Below are 14,096 nucleotides of genomic sequence, written 5' to 3' on the forward strand. Positions count from 1 at the left end.
TCATGTCCAAGACATTCCTCACTTCCCGCCGCGCGAGCCTGACAATGGCCACGCTGCTGCTGCTCGCCGCCCTGGCCTGGCTGCTGCTGCGCCTGCTCGGCCCGGAGCGCGAACAGAGCACCGACGACGCCTACGTGCGCGCCGACTTCACCTTGGTGGCGCCCAAGGTCGCCGGCATCGTCGACAGCGTACTGGTGGAAGACAACCAGTCGGTGAAGGCCGGCCAGGTGCTGGCGCGCATCGACCCACGCGACTACCAGGCCGCGCTGGCGGCCGCCGAAGCCGACCTGCTCTCGGCGCGGGCGCGCCTGCGCCATGTCGGCGCCGACCTGGAGCGCCAGCAGGCGGTGATCGCCCAGAGCGCCGCCCAGGTCTCGGCCGACCAGGCCACCCAGCGCTTCGCCCAGCAGGAACTGCAGCGCTACCAGCACCTCGCCAGCCAGGGCGCCGGCACCCTGCAGAACGCCCAGCAGGCGCGCTCGCGCCTGGACAACGCCCAGGCCGCGCTGGACAAGGCGCGCGCCGCCAACCTGGCCGCGCGCAAACAGCTGGACGTGCTGCTGGCCCAGCAGGCCGAGGCGCAGAGCGCGGTGCAGCGCGACGAGGCGCAGTTGCAGCAGGCGCAGCTGAACCTGTCCTATTGCGAGATCCGCGCGCCCTTCGACGGCATGGTCGGCCGCCGCGGCGTGCGCGTCGGCGCTTACGTCACCCCGGGCAGCCCGCTGCTCGCAGTGGTGCCGCTGCAGCAGGCCTACGTGGTCGGCAACTTCCAGGAAACCCAGCTCACCGAGGTGCATCCCGGCCAGGCGGTCGAAGTGCGCGTGGACACCTTCCCCGGCCAGGTGCTGCGCGGCCACGTCGACAGCATCGCCCCGGCCACCGGCCTGAGCTTCGCGCCCATCGCCCCGGACAACGCCACCGGCAACTTCACCAAGGTGGTGCAGCGCATCCCGGTGAAGATCGTCCTGGAGCCGAACCAGGCGCTGCTGGCCCGCCTGCGCGTGGGCATGTCGGTGGTGGCCAGCATCGACACAGCCTCCGCCGACGAACAACGGGTGGCCGCGCAATGAAGCACGCCCCGCTCCTGCTCGCCTGCCTGGCCCTGGGCGCCTGCAGCTTCGGCCCGGACTTCCGCCAACCCGACGCCCGGGCGCCGGCCGCCTGGAGCGCCAAGGGCGACGACGTCGCCAGTCGCCCCGCCGGCGGCGCCGTGGAAAGCCAGTGGTGGAAGCTGTTCAACGACCCGCAACTGGACCGCCTGCAGGCCCGCGTGGCCGCCGGCAACCTCGACCTGCAGGCCGCCGCCGCGCGCCTGGAACAGAGCCGGGCGATCCGCCAGGCGCTGGGCGCCGACGCCATGCCGCAGGTGGATGGCAACGCCGGCTATGCACGCCAGCGCAACAGCGAGGTGGGCCTGTCCGATCCGTCCGGCGAGGCTGGCCGGCACAACTTCAACCAGCTCGACGCCGGCTTCACCCTGAGCTGGGAGCTGGACCTGTGGGGCCGCGTGCGCCGCGAACTGGAGGCCGCCGACGCGCAGGTGCAGGCCAGCGAAGCGAGCCGCCATGACGTGCTGGTGGCAGTGCTGGCCGAAAGCGCCCGCAACTACGTGCAATTGCGCGGCGAACAGGGCCGCGAGGCGATCCTGCGCGGCAACCTGGACATCGCCCGGCACAGCCTGCAACTGACCCAACTGCGCCGCGCTGAGGGCGTGGCCACCGAGCTGGACGTCGCCGAGGCCAAGGCCCAGGTGGCGGTGATCGAGTCGCAGCTGCCCGGCAGCCAGAAACGCCAGGCGCGCCTGCTCAACGCCCTCGCCTTCCTCCTCGGCGAACAACCCGGCGCCCTCGCCGGCGAACTGGCCCAAGCCGCGCCCATCCCGCGTCCGCCCCTGGCGGTGCCGGTGGGCCTGCCTGCGGAACTGGCCCGGCGCCGCCCGGACATCCGCCAGGCCGAGGCCCTGCTGCACGCGGCCACCGCCAGCATCGGCGTGGCCCAGGCGGACTTCTATCCGAGCATCAGCCTCAACGGTGACTTCGGCTTCCAGGCCCTGCAACTGGCCAACTTCGGCGACTGGAACAGCCGCACCTTCGGCATCGGCCCCAGCCTGCACCTGCCGATCTTCGAAGGCGGCCGGCTGAAAGGCACCCTGGCCCTGCGCGAGGCGCAGCAGAAGGAAGCAGCCATCGCCTACCGGCGCACCGTGCTCAATGCCTGGCGCGAGGTGGACGATGCGCTGAACGACTACGCCGCCGACCAGCGCGAGCTGGCGGCCCTGGATGAAGCGGTGGAGCATGGCCGCACGGCCTTGGCCAATGCCCGCGAGCAGTACAAGGCGGGGGCGGTGGATTTCCTCAATGTGCTGAGTGCGCAGCGTGAATTACTGGCCAGTGAGGAGCGCCAGGTGCGCAGTAGCGAGGCGGTGGGGGTGAACCTGGCGCTGCTGTACAAGGCACTGGGTGGGGGGTGGGAGTCGTAGGGCGTACAACCGTTCGCGGTTGTACGCCGTTACACCTGTCTCGTGGCTGGCTTCGTGGTTGGGGCCGGAGCGTTGTGGGGCCACGGTCAGGCGGCGGATAACCGCGAACGGTTATTCGCCCTACGTTTGTCTGGGGCTTCTGTGCGATGCGAGAGCACCCTCTCCCCAGCCCTCTCCCTGAAGGGAGAGGGGGCTTGTCCGTGCCGAGAAAGGATTTGGTGTTAGCCGGGCACTCGGTACAAGCCGGCTAACGCCGAAACATCCGACCGCACCGAACGGTCCCCTCTCCCTTCAGGGAGAGGGTTAGGGAGAGGGAACGGAGTCAATCCTAAGCACAGCAGCCCCCGGGAAACTCCATTCGCGAGCAAGCTCGCTCCTACAAAAAAGCACGCCCTAGCGCGAAGCCTTCCTCCGCAGCGCCGCCGGGCTGAACTCCGCCACGTCCGGCGCCGGCTTGCTGAAGTCGGCGGTGCCCGGCTCCTCGTTGTCCAGCCACTGCACGCTGTAGCGCCGCGACTGCAGGTCGTGGAAGGTGTCCAGCGCGGTCCAGACCATGGGCTGTTCGTAGAAGTTCTTCAGGTAGGCCATCGACACCCGCCACAGCTCGCCGCGGCCGTCGTACTGGTCGACCACCGCCGCGCCCCAGCTGTCTTCGTCGAGGTACAGGGTGCGCTTGCTGTAGATGTGCCGCGCGCCGGGCTTGAGCTTGCCTTCCACCACCCACACCCGGTGCAGCTCGTAGCGGGTGTATTTCGGGTTGATGTGGCCGGGGGTGAGCAGGTCCTTGTACTTCACCTCGGGGCTGGTGACCCGGTAGTTGTTGTAGGGAATGTAGATTTCCTTCTTGCCCACCAGCGTCCAGTTGTAGCGGTCCGGCGCGCCGTTATACATGTCGGTGTCGTCGGCGGTGCGCAGGCCGTCGGAGTCCTCGATCGGGGTGTCGTAGGCCAGCGTCGGGGCGCGCCGCACGCGGCGCTGGCCGGGGCTGTAGCCCCAGGCCTGGCGCGGCTCCTTGACCTGGTCGAGGGTCTCCTGCACCAGCGCGCCCTCGCCCGCCAGGCGCGCCGGCGCGGTGGTGAAGGTCATGTAGTAGAACAGGGTGTTGCCCAACTGCTCGAAGCTGCCCTTGGGATCGTAGAAGCGGAACAGCGCGGCGTCCTGGCTGGTGACCAGCGAGTAGGCGCCGTTGCGCTGCACGCCGGTCTGCGCCGAGCGCCGTTCGATGTAGCTGCCGCGGTAGCGGGCGATGTGGTTCCACAACGCTTCCAGGCCGCTCTGCGGGATCGGGAAGGGAATGCCGCCGTAGGCATCGGCGAAGCCGTTGCCGCCTTCCACCAGCTTGCCGCTGGTGGCGTTGCGGAAGGTGTTGTCGTACACCCACTGCGGCGCCGCGCCGCTGCGGCGGGTCGGGTAGACCGGCATCTGGAAGCTGTCCGGGTAGGTGTTGAACAGGGCGATCTGGCCGGGGGTAAGGTTCGCCTTGTACTGCTCCAGGTTGGCCTTGGTAATGGTGAATTGCGGCTTGTCGCCGGCGAAGGGGTCGACGTGGTGGCTGCCCGGGCCCTTGTAGCCGGCCGGGGCCTGGGTCAGGCCGCCGCTCCAGGCGGGGATGCTGCCGGCGGCGTTGCCGGCCTTCTCGGCGCCCAGCGGCGTCAGGCTGCTCTTGAGCTGTGCGGCCTGGTCGGCGCTCACCGCCGCGCGGGCGTCGGTCGCCACCAGGGCCGCCAGGGCCAGCAGCGCGATCATGGGTTTCTTGGCGATCATGCGAGTCTCCATCACCTGGCTGATCAGAACGAGTACTTGGCGCTGATCGAGACGTTGTCCCGGTCACGCATGGAGTTGTTCACCCCGGCGCCGTAGTAGTTGGTGTACTGCATGCCCACCTGGAAAGTGTTCAGGTAGGTGGCGTCGGCGCCGAGGGTGTAGGCCTTGCGCCCTTCGATGAAGTTGCCGGTGCGGTCGGAGTTGCCCTTGAAGTCGTCCTGGTAGACCACGTAGGGGCTGAGCTTCACGCCGGCGAACACGTCGTTCCAGGTGCCGCTGAGCAGCAGGGTGTAGCCGTAGCTGTCGCGGCTGATCTGGTCGCCGTCGTCGGAGCCGCCGACATAGGACTTGTCCTGGGCGCCGACGAAGCGGCGCTTGCTGCCGTCCCAGGCGGTGTACTCCAGGCTGCTGCCGCGGATGAACTCGCCGGCCAGCTCGGCCACGCCCACCACCGAGTCGAAGGTCATGTGCGGGCCGAAGTTGTAGATGCCGGTCAGCGAGGCGTTGTAGGTCTCGGCGCGCTCGTAGTTCTGGAACAGCGAGCCGCGGCACAGCTGCTTGCCGGACACCGCCGCGCAGGCCTGGTCGGCCGGGGTGTTGGCGTCGTAGAGGTTGGTCAGGCCGAGCACGCCCTGGGTCAGCAGGTCGCCGAGCAGGTCGTTGGTGGCCGCGATGCTGATCGGCATGTTCGGCCGGTAGGCCAGCTCGCCGGCCACCGAGGCGTCGCCCAGGGTGGTGTTGAAGCTGAAGCCGTACATGTGGATGTCTTCGACGTAGTCGCGGCGCGCCTGGGCGTTGCTGGCCAGGTCCAGGGTGGCCAGGCCGGGCACCGCCTCGCCCAGGCCCAGCGGGCCGAGCACGCCGTTGAGGGCGGCGATGTCGGCGCCCTGGTAGCTGCGCAGGTCCACCGCCACCTGGGGTTCCTTGGCGTGGTAGTTGACGAAGTACAGGCCGAACTCGGTGGAGTTGAGCTGCTCGGCGATGTAGCGGAAGGCCACGCCATACTGGCCGCTGTCGCGCGCGTCGAGGTCCTTGCCGATGCTGGCCACCTTGAAGGTGCCGGTGTTGGGGTTGAGGTAGGCGTTCGGGCCGGCCGGGCCGTTGCCCAGCAGGCCGAGCCCGGCCACCAGCGGGTAGCCGGCCAGCAGCTGCTTGAACTCCGGGCTGTCTTCGGTGGTGTAGGCGACGTCGCCGCCGTCGGCGAACAGGTCGGTGTCGGCGAAATAGGTGCCCACCGGGTCCAGGCGCGTCTCCTTCCACTTCCACTGGTAGTAGCTTTCCATCGACAGGTTGTCGGTCAGCCCGATGTTGAAGCTCAGCGCCTCCACCGGCACCAGCACTTCCTTGAGCTCCGAACCCGGCAGGTGGAAGCGCGAGGCGTCCACCGGGTTGATGGTGTTGATGCCGCCGCGGTAGAAGGTGCTCTCGCCCCAGTTCAGCACCTGGCGGCCGACGCGCCCGGTGACCGGGTGCTCGGCGACGTCCCAGTCGCCGGAGAGGTAGGCGTCGAGCAACTCGGCCTTGCGCCCGGCGATGTGGCGGGTGTCCTGGGTGAAGCGGTCGTCGTCGGGGTAGGACTGGCTGGGGCGCTCGACACCGTCGGTGGTGCTCAGGTAGTCGTTGCGCTTGTCCATGATCTGCGTGTCGTAGTAGGCGGTGCCACGCATGAACAGGCCGTAGTTCTGGTACTTGGCCGAGAGGTCCGAGGTGAGCTTGAACACCTGGGAGACCAGGCCCTTGTCGAAGTTGCGGTTGCCGTCGTCGGTGTTGATGTCGTCTATGTTCTCGGTGCCGCGGCCCTGCACACGCCACATGGCGCCATAGGACAGGGTGCTGTCCAGGGAGCCGGTGACCTGGTTGTCGGCGAAGCTGAATTCGACGGCCTGGACACTGCCCGCCACCAGCAACGGCAGCAGCCCCATGAGCGCGCCGGCGCGCCTGGGCGCCCAGAACGACGGGTTGCCCCAACCCCTTTCGATGCACGTACGACGGTTCATCGAAGCATTACCTCCATGACGGCCAAGATTTATCGCCCCGGGCATTGCGTCCGGCGCTGTTCTTATTCGTTTCTCGGCTGCTGGCCGGTCTGGCGGCCCAGCAGTACAACTCCTCGTATGGCGCTTGCCGGCGCCGGCTGGCTCCTCTGGCGAATCCCCTGCACGCGGAATCTGGCACGATAGTGCAAGCAAGGTAACAAACTGTTTCCCCCCTTGCCAACCCGAAAGCATGAACGCCCATCGCACGAAAGCGCGATCCAGACGGATTGGACTTCAGGCAGCGAAGGCTCCGCAATGACAGGTCGCGCCACTGCGACTCACAAATCTGACCGTCGGCCCGGCGGCGGCAGGCAGCCGGCGCACGAAACGAGGCGGCCTGCGCCCGGGCACAGCGCTGCGGCGGCGAGCGGCTATCCTATTGGCCATAGCCTTCCGGAAGCCTCGCCATGACCGCCGCCCCCTTCGCCATCCGCCCCCACGCCGACGACGTGGAGGGCATGCCCATCCTGCGCGCCCTGCCCTCCGCGCAGTTCCGCAGCATCGGCCCCTTCGTGTTCTTCGACCACATGCTGGCCACCGACTTCGCGCCGGGCCAGGGCATGAACATCAACCAGCACCCGCACATCGGCCTGTCCACCCTCACCTACCTGTTCGAGGGCCAGGTGCAGCACAAGGACAGCCTGGGTTCGGACCAGTTGGTGCGGCCCGGCGACGTCAGTTGGATGACCGCCGGGCGCGGCGTCGCCCACATCGAGCGAACCCCGCAGGCGCTGCGCGAAAGCGGCTCGCGCCTGCATGGCCTGCAGCTCTGGCTGGCCCTGCCGCGGGCCGAGGAAGGCCGCGAGCCCAGCTACAGTCATCACCCGGTGGCCAGCCTGCCGCAGAGCGAGAGCCTGGGGGTGCGCATCCGCCTGATCGCCGGCAGCGGCTTCTGCCTGGTCTCGCCGGTGCCGGTGCTGTCGCCGACCCTGTACGCCGACATCGAGATGGTCGCCGGCAGCACCCTGACGCTGCCGCCCGAGCATCCGCAAAGGGCGCTCTATCTATTGGAAGGCGAGGCGCTGCTCGACGACGATCCCGCGCCGCTGCGCCAGCTGCTGGTCCTGCCCGAGGGCGAAAGCCCGGTGCTGAGCGCCTGCGCCGACTGCCGCGCGGTGCTGATCGGCGGCGAGCCGCTGGACGGCGCGCGGCGGATGAACTGGAACTTCGTCGCCAGCGACCCCGCGCTGATCGACGAGGCCCGCCGGCGCTGGGCCGCCGGCGACTGGCCGACGGTCCCCGGCGAGCGCGAGCGCATCGAGCTGCCGCGCTGAGCCGCGGCCCTCCCCCCTTTCCTTCCACGTCCTGGAGCTGCCATGCCAGAGCAGAATCGTCACACCGGCGCACTCACGGTGCTCACCGTGCTGTTCTTCATGTGGGGCCTGATCACCTCGCTGAACGACATTCTGGTGCCGCACCTGAAGGCGGTGTTCACCCTCAACTACGTGCAGGCGTCGCTGGTGCAGTTCAGCTTCTTCACCGCCTACTTCGTCATGTCCTTCCCGGCCGGGCGGCTGGTGGAGCGCCTGGGCTACAAGCGCGGGATCATCGTCGGCCTGGTCACCGCCGGCGTCGGGTGCCTGTTGTTTCTGCCGGCGGCCGGCGCGCAGTCCTACCCGGCGTTCCTCGCCGCGCTGTTCATCCTGGCCTCGGGCATCACCCTGCTGCAGGTGGCGGCCAACCCCTACGTCAACGTGCTGGGCAGCCCGCAGTCGGCCGCCAGCCGGCTGAACATGACCCAGGCCTTCAACTCCCTGGGCACCACCGTCGGCCCGCTGGTGGGTTCGGTGACCATCCTGGCCATAGGCGCGGGCGCGGCCAGCGAACTGGGCAGCGCCGCCGCCGAGGCCGACTCGGTGAAGATGCCCTACCTGGTGCTGGCCGCCCTGCTGTTCGCCATCGCCGTGCTGATCGGCCTGTTCCGCCTGCCGCGCATCAGCCACGACGAACCCAGCGACGGCGCGGCCGCCGGCCGGCAGTCGCTGCTCGCCCATCGGCACCTGGTGTACGGGGTGGTCGGCATCTTCGCCTACGTCGGCGCCGAGGTGGCCATCGGCAGCTACCTGGTCAGCCTGATGGGCCAACCGGACATCGCCGGCCTGCCCGGCGAGCAGGCCAGCAAGTTCCTCTCGCTGTACTGGGGCGGCGCCATGCTCGGCCGCTTCATCGGCAGCGTGCTGATGCGCAGCATCCGCCCCAACCGCATCCTGGCCTTCAACGCGGTGACCAACGCCGTGCTGCTGGCGGTGGCCATCGGCGTGGGCGGCCATGTGGCGATGTGGGCGCTGATCCTGATCGGCCTGTTCAATTCGATCATGTTCCCGACCATCTTCTCCCTGGCCCTGGAAGGCCTGGGCAACCTGACCAGCAAGGGCTCGGGCCTGCTGTGCATGGCCATCGTCGGCGGCGCCCTGGTGCCGCTGGTGCAAGGCTTCTTTGCCGACCATATCGGCCTGTTGCAGTCCTTTGCCATTCCGCTGGTGTGCTACCTGTACATCTGCTGGTTCGGCGCGCGGGGGTATCGGGCGGATGAGGCCAGGGTGACGCGGGTGGAAGGGGTGCGCTGAAGGGGGCAATCGCGGACGGAGTCCGCTCCTACAGCATGAGCGAGCATGGCTCTTCGTAGGATGGGTTGAGCTTGCGAACCCATGCGGTTGCGCTGATGGGTATCGCTTCGCTCAACACCATCCTACGAAGAGCGCCTCGGTGCGGTCCGCAGGGAAGCACGGGCGCAGGAGCGGACCTTGTCCGCGATTGGACTCAGCGGCCGCACCGGACGCCCCGGTGTGCCGGACTTTTGCATGGCAGAACGAAACCGCTCTACTCGCCGAACTTCTCATCCAGCAGGTCGTACATCGCCTGGAACGCCCGGCGGGCCACCTTGGCGTCGTACTGCATCTTGCCCGGGATCTGCGCGTGCGGATCGGTGAAGGAATGCGCGGCGCCGCCGTAGCTGGTCAGCGCCCAGTCCACGCCGGCGTCGTTCATTTCCTTGGCGAAGTCGAGCAACTGCTCGCGCGGCACCAGCGGGTCGATGGCGCCGTCGAGGACCAGCACCGAACCCTTGATGTTCTTCGCATCCGCCGGATTCGGCGAATCCAGGGTGCCGTGGAAGGACACCGCCGCGGCCAGCGGCGCGCCGTCGCGGGCCAGGTCCAGTGCGCAGCAGCCGCCGAAGCAGAAGCCGAACGCAGCCAGCCTGGCGCCATCGATCGGCGCCTTGCCGGCCTGGGCCTGCAGCGCCTTGAAGGCCGCCTGCATGCGGCGGCGCAGCGCGGCGCGGTCGTTCTTCAGCGGCATCATGGCGGCGCCGGCCTGTTCCGGGCCGTCGGGGCGCACGTCCTTGCCGTAGAGGTCGGCCACCAGCACCACGTAGCCGTGGCCGGCGACCTGGCGGGCGATGTCCAGCGCGCCCTGGCCGACGCCCATCCAGTTCGGCGCCATCAGCAGGCCGGGGCGCTGCACGGTGCTGGAGGCGTCGAACACCAGTTGACCTTCGAAGGACACGCCGTCGACTTCATAAGCGACGGGTTGGACGCTGATCTGACTCATGGGGTGACTTCCTTCAGTGGGAGTAGGAAAAGCACAAAGCCCGCTTAAGGCGGGCTTTGTGTGAGGTTACCGGCTCAGGCGGAAAGTTCCACCAGCAGCTTGTTCAGGCGACGCACGTAGGCGGCCGGGTCCTTGAGGCTGTCGCCGGCGGCCAGGGCGGCCTGGTCGAAGAGGATGTGCGCCAGTTCGCCGAAGCGGTCCTCGTCCGGCTCCGCGTCGAGCTTCTCGATCAGCGGGTGGGCCGGGTTGAACTCGAAGATCGGCTTCGACTCCGGCACCTTCTGCCCGCTGGCCTCGAGGATCTGGCGCATCTGCAGGCCGAGGTCGGCCTCGCCGATGGCGAGGATCGCCGGCGAGTCGGTCAGGCGGTGCGACACGCGCACTTCGGCGACTTCCTCGCCGAGGGCGGCCTTCAGGCGCTCCACCAGGCCTTCCTTCGCCTTGGCCACCTCTTCCTGGGCCTTCTTGTCCTCCTCGGAGTCCAGCTTGCCCAGGTCCAGGTCGCCGCGGGCGACGTCGACGAAGTCCTTGCCGTCGAAGCTCGGCAGGTAGCTCATCAGCCACTCGTCGATGCGGTCGGTGAGCAGCAGCACCTCGATGCCCTTCTTGCGGAAGACTTCCAGGTGCGGGCTGTTCTTCACCTGCGCGTAGCTCTCGCCGGTGAGGTAGTAGATCTTGTCCTGGCCTTCCTTCATGCGGCCGATGTAGTCGGCCAGGGACACGCTCTGCTCGCCGGAGTCGTCGTGGGTGGAGGCGAAGCGCAGCAGGCCCGCGATCTTCTCCTTGTTGGCGAAGTCTTCCGCCGGGCCTTCCTTGAGGACCTGGCCGAAGTTCTTCCAGAAGCCCTTGTAGGCCTCGGCGTCGCTGCTCGCCAGTTTCTCCAGCATGTCCAGCACGCGCTTGGTCAGCGCCGACTTCATCGAGTCGATCACCGGGCCGGACTGGAGGATCTCGCGGGAGACGTTCAGCGACAGGTCGTTGGAGTCCACCACGCCCTTGATGAAGCGCAGGTACAGCGGCAGGAACTGCTCGGCCTGGTCCATGATGAACACGCGCTGCACATACAGCTTCAGCCCGCGCGGGGCCTCGCGGTGGTACAGGTCGAAGGGCGCGCGGCCGGGCACGTAGAGCAGCGAGGTGTACTCCAGCTTGCCTTCGACCTTGTTGTGGCTCCAGGTCAGCGGGTTCTCGAAGTCGTGGGCGGTGTGCTTGTAGAACTCCTGGTATTCCTCGTCCTTGATCTCGGTGCGCGGACGGGTCCACAGGGCGCTGGCGCGGTTGACCACTTCCCATTCCGGCTCGGCCGGCTTGTCCTTCTCTTCGCCGTGGAATTCCTTCGGCAGCTCGATGGGCAGGGCGATGTGGTCGGAGTATTTCTTGATGATGTTGCGCAGGCGCCAGCCGTCGGCGAACTCTTCCTCACCGCTCTTCAGGTGCAGGACGATGCGGGTGCCGCGCTCGTGCTTGTCGATGGTGGCGACTTCGAACTCGCCCTCGCCCCTGGACGACCAGTGCACGCCCTCGCTGGCCGGGGCGCCGGCGCGGCGGGTGAAGACGTCGACCTTGTCGGCGACGATGAAGGCGCTGTAGAAGCCCACGCCGAACTGGCCGATCAGGTGCGAGTCCTTCTTCTGGTCGCCCGAGAGGTTCTTCAGGAAGTCGGCGGTGCCGGACTTGGCGATGGTGCCCAGGTGCGCGATCACTTCCTCGCGGCTCATGCCGATGCCGTTGTCTTCGAGGGTGACGGTCCTGGCGTCCTTGTCGAAGCTGACGCGGATCTTCAGCTCGGCGCCGCCTTCGAGCAGCTCGGGCTTGGCCAGGGCCTCGAAACGCAGCTTGTCGGCCGCGTCGGAGGCGTTGGAAATCAGTTCGCGGAGGAAGATTTCCTTATTCGAATACAGGGAATGGATCATCAGGTGAAGCAGTTGCTTCACTTCGGTCTGAAAGCCCAGTGTCTCTTTTTGAGTCTCCACGCTCATCGTTTCTCGCTCCGAGGATGACAAAAGCCGCATCGGGCGGCGGATGTCAGCGAGATGGGGGCTTCCTGAAGCTTTTCAAGGGTTTGCCGCGACGAACGTCACTGCGGCAGGAGTTCGATGGCGCTGATCTCCGCAGGCCGCAGGCTGTAGCTGGCCTGGCCGGCGCCGGTGAGCAGGTGGCGGATGACCACCCGGCCGTTCGCGTCCAGGCCGGTGAACACGCCTTCGGCCACGCGCCCGCGCTCGGTGGTCACGCGCATGCCGCGGTTGACGTAGCGCTGCGGCTCGGCCTGCAGGCGCTCCAGGCTCAGCGGCCGCGTCGCGCTGCCGGGCTGCGGCGCGGCGGGCCCGGGTTCGGCCGCCGGGGCGCTGGCCTCGGCGCGCGGCGCCAGCTTCGGGTAGCGGTCGCCGCGCACCGCCCAGCCGCGGTTGGCGCTGCGCGCAAGCTCCAGGTCCAGGTGTTGCGCTTCGCCGTCCAGGCGGAAGTCCAGCGGCACCTGCATGATCGGGCCCAGGGGCTCCAGGCGCGATGCGGGCAATTCCAGCTGGCGGCCCGGGAAGCGCCGCTGCAGGTAGTCGCGCAGGACGTAGGCCAGGGTGTCGGCGGAGTCGAAACGGGTGTCCACCTGGCCGTCGCGGTAGCGCAGGCGGTCGGTGTACAGCTCGATACGGCCGCTGAGGGTGGTGCGGTACTGCGTCGGCAGAACCAGGTGGAAGTCGCCGCGCAGGCGGTTGGGCGCCTCGGGCCGCAGGTCCAGGTGCAGGCTGTAGCCGCGTTCCAGGCGCACGGCCTCGGGCAGGTCGGCGCCCGGCGCCAGCCAGCTGACCTCCACCACGGGCCGCGGCCCGCGGTCGTCCGGCAGCACGTCCAGGCGCAGCGGCCCGTGCGGCTGGGCGGCCAGGCGGATGCGCACCTCGCGGTGGGCATAGAAGTCCTGGCCCTCGCGCAGGCTGAGCACGCCGTCGATCAGCTCCGCCTGCTGCGGCGCGAAGGCCTGGCCATCGAGTTCGCCGCGCAGGGCGATGTCCAGCTCCGGCGCCGCCACGGGCTCGCTGCGCAGCCACTGCAGGCTGAGGATGGCCTCCAGCCGCGCGCTGTCGCGGCTGGCGAGCATGGCCAGGCCGACGACCAGGGGAATGCAGCCCAGGGCGCCGAGGAACAGCGCCTTGCGCGCGAAGCCCCAGTGCCGCGCCAGGAACACCGGCGCCAGGGGCGGCAGCAGGCAGGCCAGGCCCCACAGCGGGCCGCGCGCGAACGCCAGCATGACCAGCCAGGCGTAGCCGGCCAGGATCAGCAGCAGCCCGCCGAGGATCAGCAGCGTATCCATCGCGCCCCCGGCCTCAGGCGCCGTCGACCTTGAAATGCGCCCGCGCGGTGGCGATCGGCTCGGCGCGGCTGGTCTGCCAGGCGGTGATGGCGACGTTGGCCACGCGCCGGCCCTGGCGCCACACCTGGCACTGGGCGTAGGTGTCGCGGAAATGCCCGGCGCGCAGGTAGTCGACGGAGAAGTCGATGATCTTCGGCAGGTGCGGCACGCCCATGAGCATCAGCAGGTGCAGCATGGCCGCGTGCTCCATGAAGCCGGCGATCACCCCGCCGTGCAGCGCCGGCAACGTCGGGTTGCCGATGTTGTCGCGGCTGGCCGGCAGGTGGAAGATCACCTCCTCGCCCAGGCGCAGGCAGCGGATGCCGATCAGCCGGGCGTAGGGGATCATCTCCAGCAGCGGGCTGAAGTCGTTGTCCTGGTGCATCTGCCGCAGCAGCTGCTCGATGTCCGGCGTGCTCATGCGCCCTCCCCCTTGGCGCCCACCGTAGCGCCGGTGGCGCCCTTGCCCAGGCGCATGAAGGTGCCGACCACGTGGGCGATGGGCTGCTCGGGGTCGTCCTGGTAGGCGATGCCGCGGGTGAAGATGACGGTGGGCGTCACCCGGTAGCACTCGGCGAAACCGAAGATGTCCTTGTGCGGCTCGGCCGGGTGCATGTAGTCGATGCGCAGGTCGAGGGTCGGGCAGATCTCGAACTGCGGCAGCACGCAGATGGTGGAGATGCCGCAGGTGGTGTCCATCAGGGTGGTGATGGCGCCGCCGTGGATCACCCCGGTTTCCGGATTGCCAACGATCGCTTCGCTATAAGGCAGGCGCAGGGTCAAACCCTTTTCGTCCGCGGCATGGGCCGCGATGCCCAGCACCTGGCAATGGCGCAGGACGGCGAGGAAGCGCTGCGCACGCTCTAGAATGGACATTTCACTCATGCGGATCGGGGCCCCGGGCTGCTCGAAAGCGCAT

11 protein-coding genes are annotated in these 14,096 nt (G+C 68.6%); 4 read left to right on the forward strand and 7 right to left on the reverse strand.

The window, feature by feature from the left end; all coding sequences use genetic code 11:
• Positions 1 to 2: 2 nt before the first annotated feature.
• Positions 3 to 1,070 (forward strand): HlyD family secretion protein, encoded by a 1,068-nt coding sequence (locus QSJ95_RS13140; RefSeq protein ID WP_285642907.1) that lies wholly within the window; start codon positions 3 to 5, stop codon positions 1,068 to 1,070.
• Positions 1,067 to 2,479 (forward strand): efflux transporter outer membrane subunit, encoded by a 1,413-nt coding sequence (locus QSJ95_RS13145; RefSeq protein WP_285642909.1) that lies wholly within the window; start codon positions 1,067 to 1,069, stop codon positions 2,477 to 2,479. The genes QSJ95_RS13140 and QSJ95_RS13145 overlap by 4 nt, the downstream gene beginning before the upstream one ends.
• 393 nt (positions 2,480 to 2,872) lie before the next feature.
• On the opposite strand, the gene QSJ95_RS13150 is transcribed toward QSJ95_RS13145, so the two are convergent.
• Together QSJ95_RS13150 and QSJ95_RS13155 are read right to left on the reverse strand one after the other, a co-directional pair.
• Complete coding sequence (locus QSJ95_RS13150) at positions 2,873 to 4,243, reverse strand: DUF1329 domain-containing protein (protein WP_009619400.1); 1,371 nt, start codon at positions 4,241 to 4,243, stop codon at positions 2,873 to 2,875.
• A gap of 23 nt (positions 4,244 to 4,266) precedes the next feature.
• Positions 4,267 to 6,240, reverse strand: a complete 1,974-nt coding sequence (locus QSJ95_RS13155) for a DUF1302 domain-containing protein (protein WP_285642911.1) — start codon at positions 6,238 to 6,240, stop codon at positions 4,267 to 4,269.
• Between the two features lie 446 nt (positions 6,241 to 6,686).
• On the opposite strand from QSJ95_RS13155, the gene QSJ95_RS13160 reads away from it, so the two are divergent.
• Positions 6,687 to 7,553, forward strand: a complete 867-nt coding sequence (locus tag QSJ95_RS13160) for a pirin family protein (protein ID WP_285642913.1) — start codon at positions 6,687 to 6,689, stop codon at positions 7,551 to 7,553.
• A 42-nt stretch (positions 7,554 to 7,595) separates the two neighbouring features.
• A complete protein-coding gene (locus QSJ95_RS13165; protein ID WP_285642915.1) occupies positions 7,596 to 8,846 on the forward strand; it encodes a sugar MFS transporter in 1,251 nt (416 codons plus the stop codon).
• A 253-nt stretch (positions 8,847 to 9,099) separates the two neighbouring features.
• On the opposite strand, the gene QSJ95_RS13170 is transcribed toward QSJ95_RS13165, so the two are convergent.
• The 5 genes from QSJ95_RS13170 to QSJ95_RS13190 all read right to left on the reverse strand — a co-directional run bounded on the left by QSJ95_RS13170 (position 9,100) and on the right by QSJ95_RS13190 (position 14,062).
• The gene (locus tag QSJ95_RS13170; RefSeq protein ID WP_061561318.1) at positions 9,100 to 9,831 is read right to left on the reverse strand and encodes a dienelactone hydrolase family protein; all 732 of its coding nucleotides are present in this window, start codon (positions 9,829 to 9,831) and stop codon (positions 9,100 to 9,102) included.
• 74 nt (positions 9,832 to 9,905) lie between these two features.
• Positions 9,906 to 11,810, reverse strand: coding sequence for a molecular chaperone HtpG (gene htpG / locus QSJ95_RS13175; RefSeq protein ID WP_285642916.1), 1,905 nt, complete (start codon positions 11,808 to 11,810; stop codon positions 9,906 to 9,908).
• Between the two features lie 98 nt (positions 11,811 to 11,908).
• Entirely contained in the window at positions 11,909 to 13,138 is a 1,230-nt protein-coding gene (locus QSJ95_RS13180) for an MFS transporter (RefSeq protein ID WP_285642917.1), read from the reverse strand.
• Positions 13,139 to 13,151: 13 nt separating this feature from the next.
• Positions 13,152 to 13,598 (reverse strand): PaaI family thioesterase, encoded by a 447-nt coding sequence (locus tag QSJ95_RS13185; RefSeq protein ID WP_009619392.1) that lies wholly within the window; start codon positions 13,596 to 13,598, stop codon positions 13,152 to 13,154.
• Positions 13,595 to 14,062 (reverse strand): PaaI family thioesterase, encoded by a 468-nt coding sequence (locus QSJ95_RS13190; protein ID WP_009619391.1) that lies wholly within the window; start codon positions 14,060 to 14,062, stop codon positions 13,595 to 13,597. Before QSJ95_RS13190 ends, QSJ95_RS13185 begins: the two co-directional genes overlap by 4 nt.
• Between the last annotated feature and the right edge of the window lie 34 nt (positions 14,063 to 14,096).

The sequence above is a fragment of the Pseudomonas sp. NBRC 100443 genome (genome assembly GCF_030268185.1).
Taxonomy (GTDB): Bacteria; Pseudomonadota; Gammaproteobacteria; order Pseudomonadales; family Pseudomonadaceae; genus Pseudomonas; species Pseudomonas citronellolis.

Bases quoted from the DNA above. Each gene is read 5' to 3' on its own strand.
- QSJ95_RS13140 (WP_285642907.1), top strand. From the start codon at position 3: ATGTCCAAGACATTCCTCACTTCCCGCCGCGCGAGCCTGACAATGGCC.
- QSJ95_RS13145 (WP_285642909.1), top strand. From the start codon at position 1,067: ATGAAGCACGCCCCGCTCCTGCTCGCCTGCCTGGCCCTGGGCGCCTGC.
- QSJ95_RS13150 (WP_009619400.1), bottom strand. From the start codon at position 4,243: ATGATCGCCAAGAAACCCATGATCGCGCTGCTGGCCCTGGCGGCCCTG.
- QSJ95_RS13155 (WP_285642911.1), bottom strand. From the start codon at position 6,240: ATGAACCGTCGTACGTGCATCGAAAGGGGTTGGGGCAACCCGTCGTTC.
- QSJ95_RS13160 (WP_285642913.1), top strand. From the start codon at position 6,687: ATGACCGCCGCCCCCTTCGCCATCCGCCCCCACGCCGACGACGTGGAG.
- QSJ95_RS13165 (WP_285642915.1), top strand. From the start codon at position 7,596: ATGCCAGAGCAGAATCGTCACACCGGCGCACTCACGGTGCTCACCGTG.
- QSJ95_RS13170 (WP_061561318.1), bottom strand. From the start codon at position 9,831: ATGAGTCAGATCAGCGTCCAACCCGTCGCTTATGAAGTCGACGGCGTG.
- htpG (WP_285642916.1), bottom strand. From the start codon at position 11,810: ATGAGCGTGGAGACTCAAAAAGAGACACTGGGCTTTCAGACCGAAGTG.
- QSJ95_RS13180 (WP_285642917.1), bottom strand. From the start codon at position 13,138: ATGGATACGCTGCTGATCCTCGGCGGGCTGCTGCTGATCCTGGCCGGC.
- QSJ95_RS13185 (WP_009619392.1), bottom strand. From the start codon at position 13,598: ATGAGCACGCCGGACATCGAGCAGCTGCTGCGGCAGATGCACCAGGAC.
- QSJ95_RS13190 (WP_009619391.1), bottom strand. From the start codon at position 14,062: ATGAGTGAAATGTCCATTCTAGAGCGTGCGCAGCGCTTCCTCGCCGTC.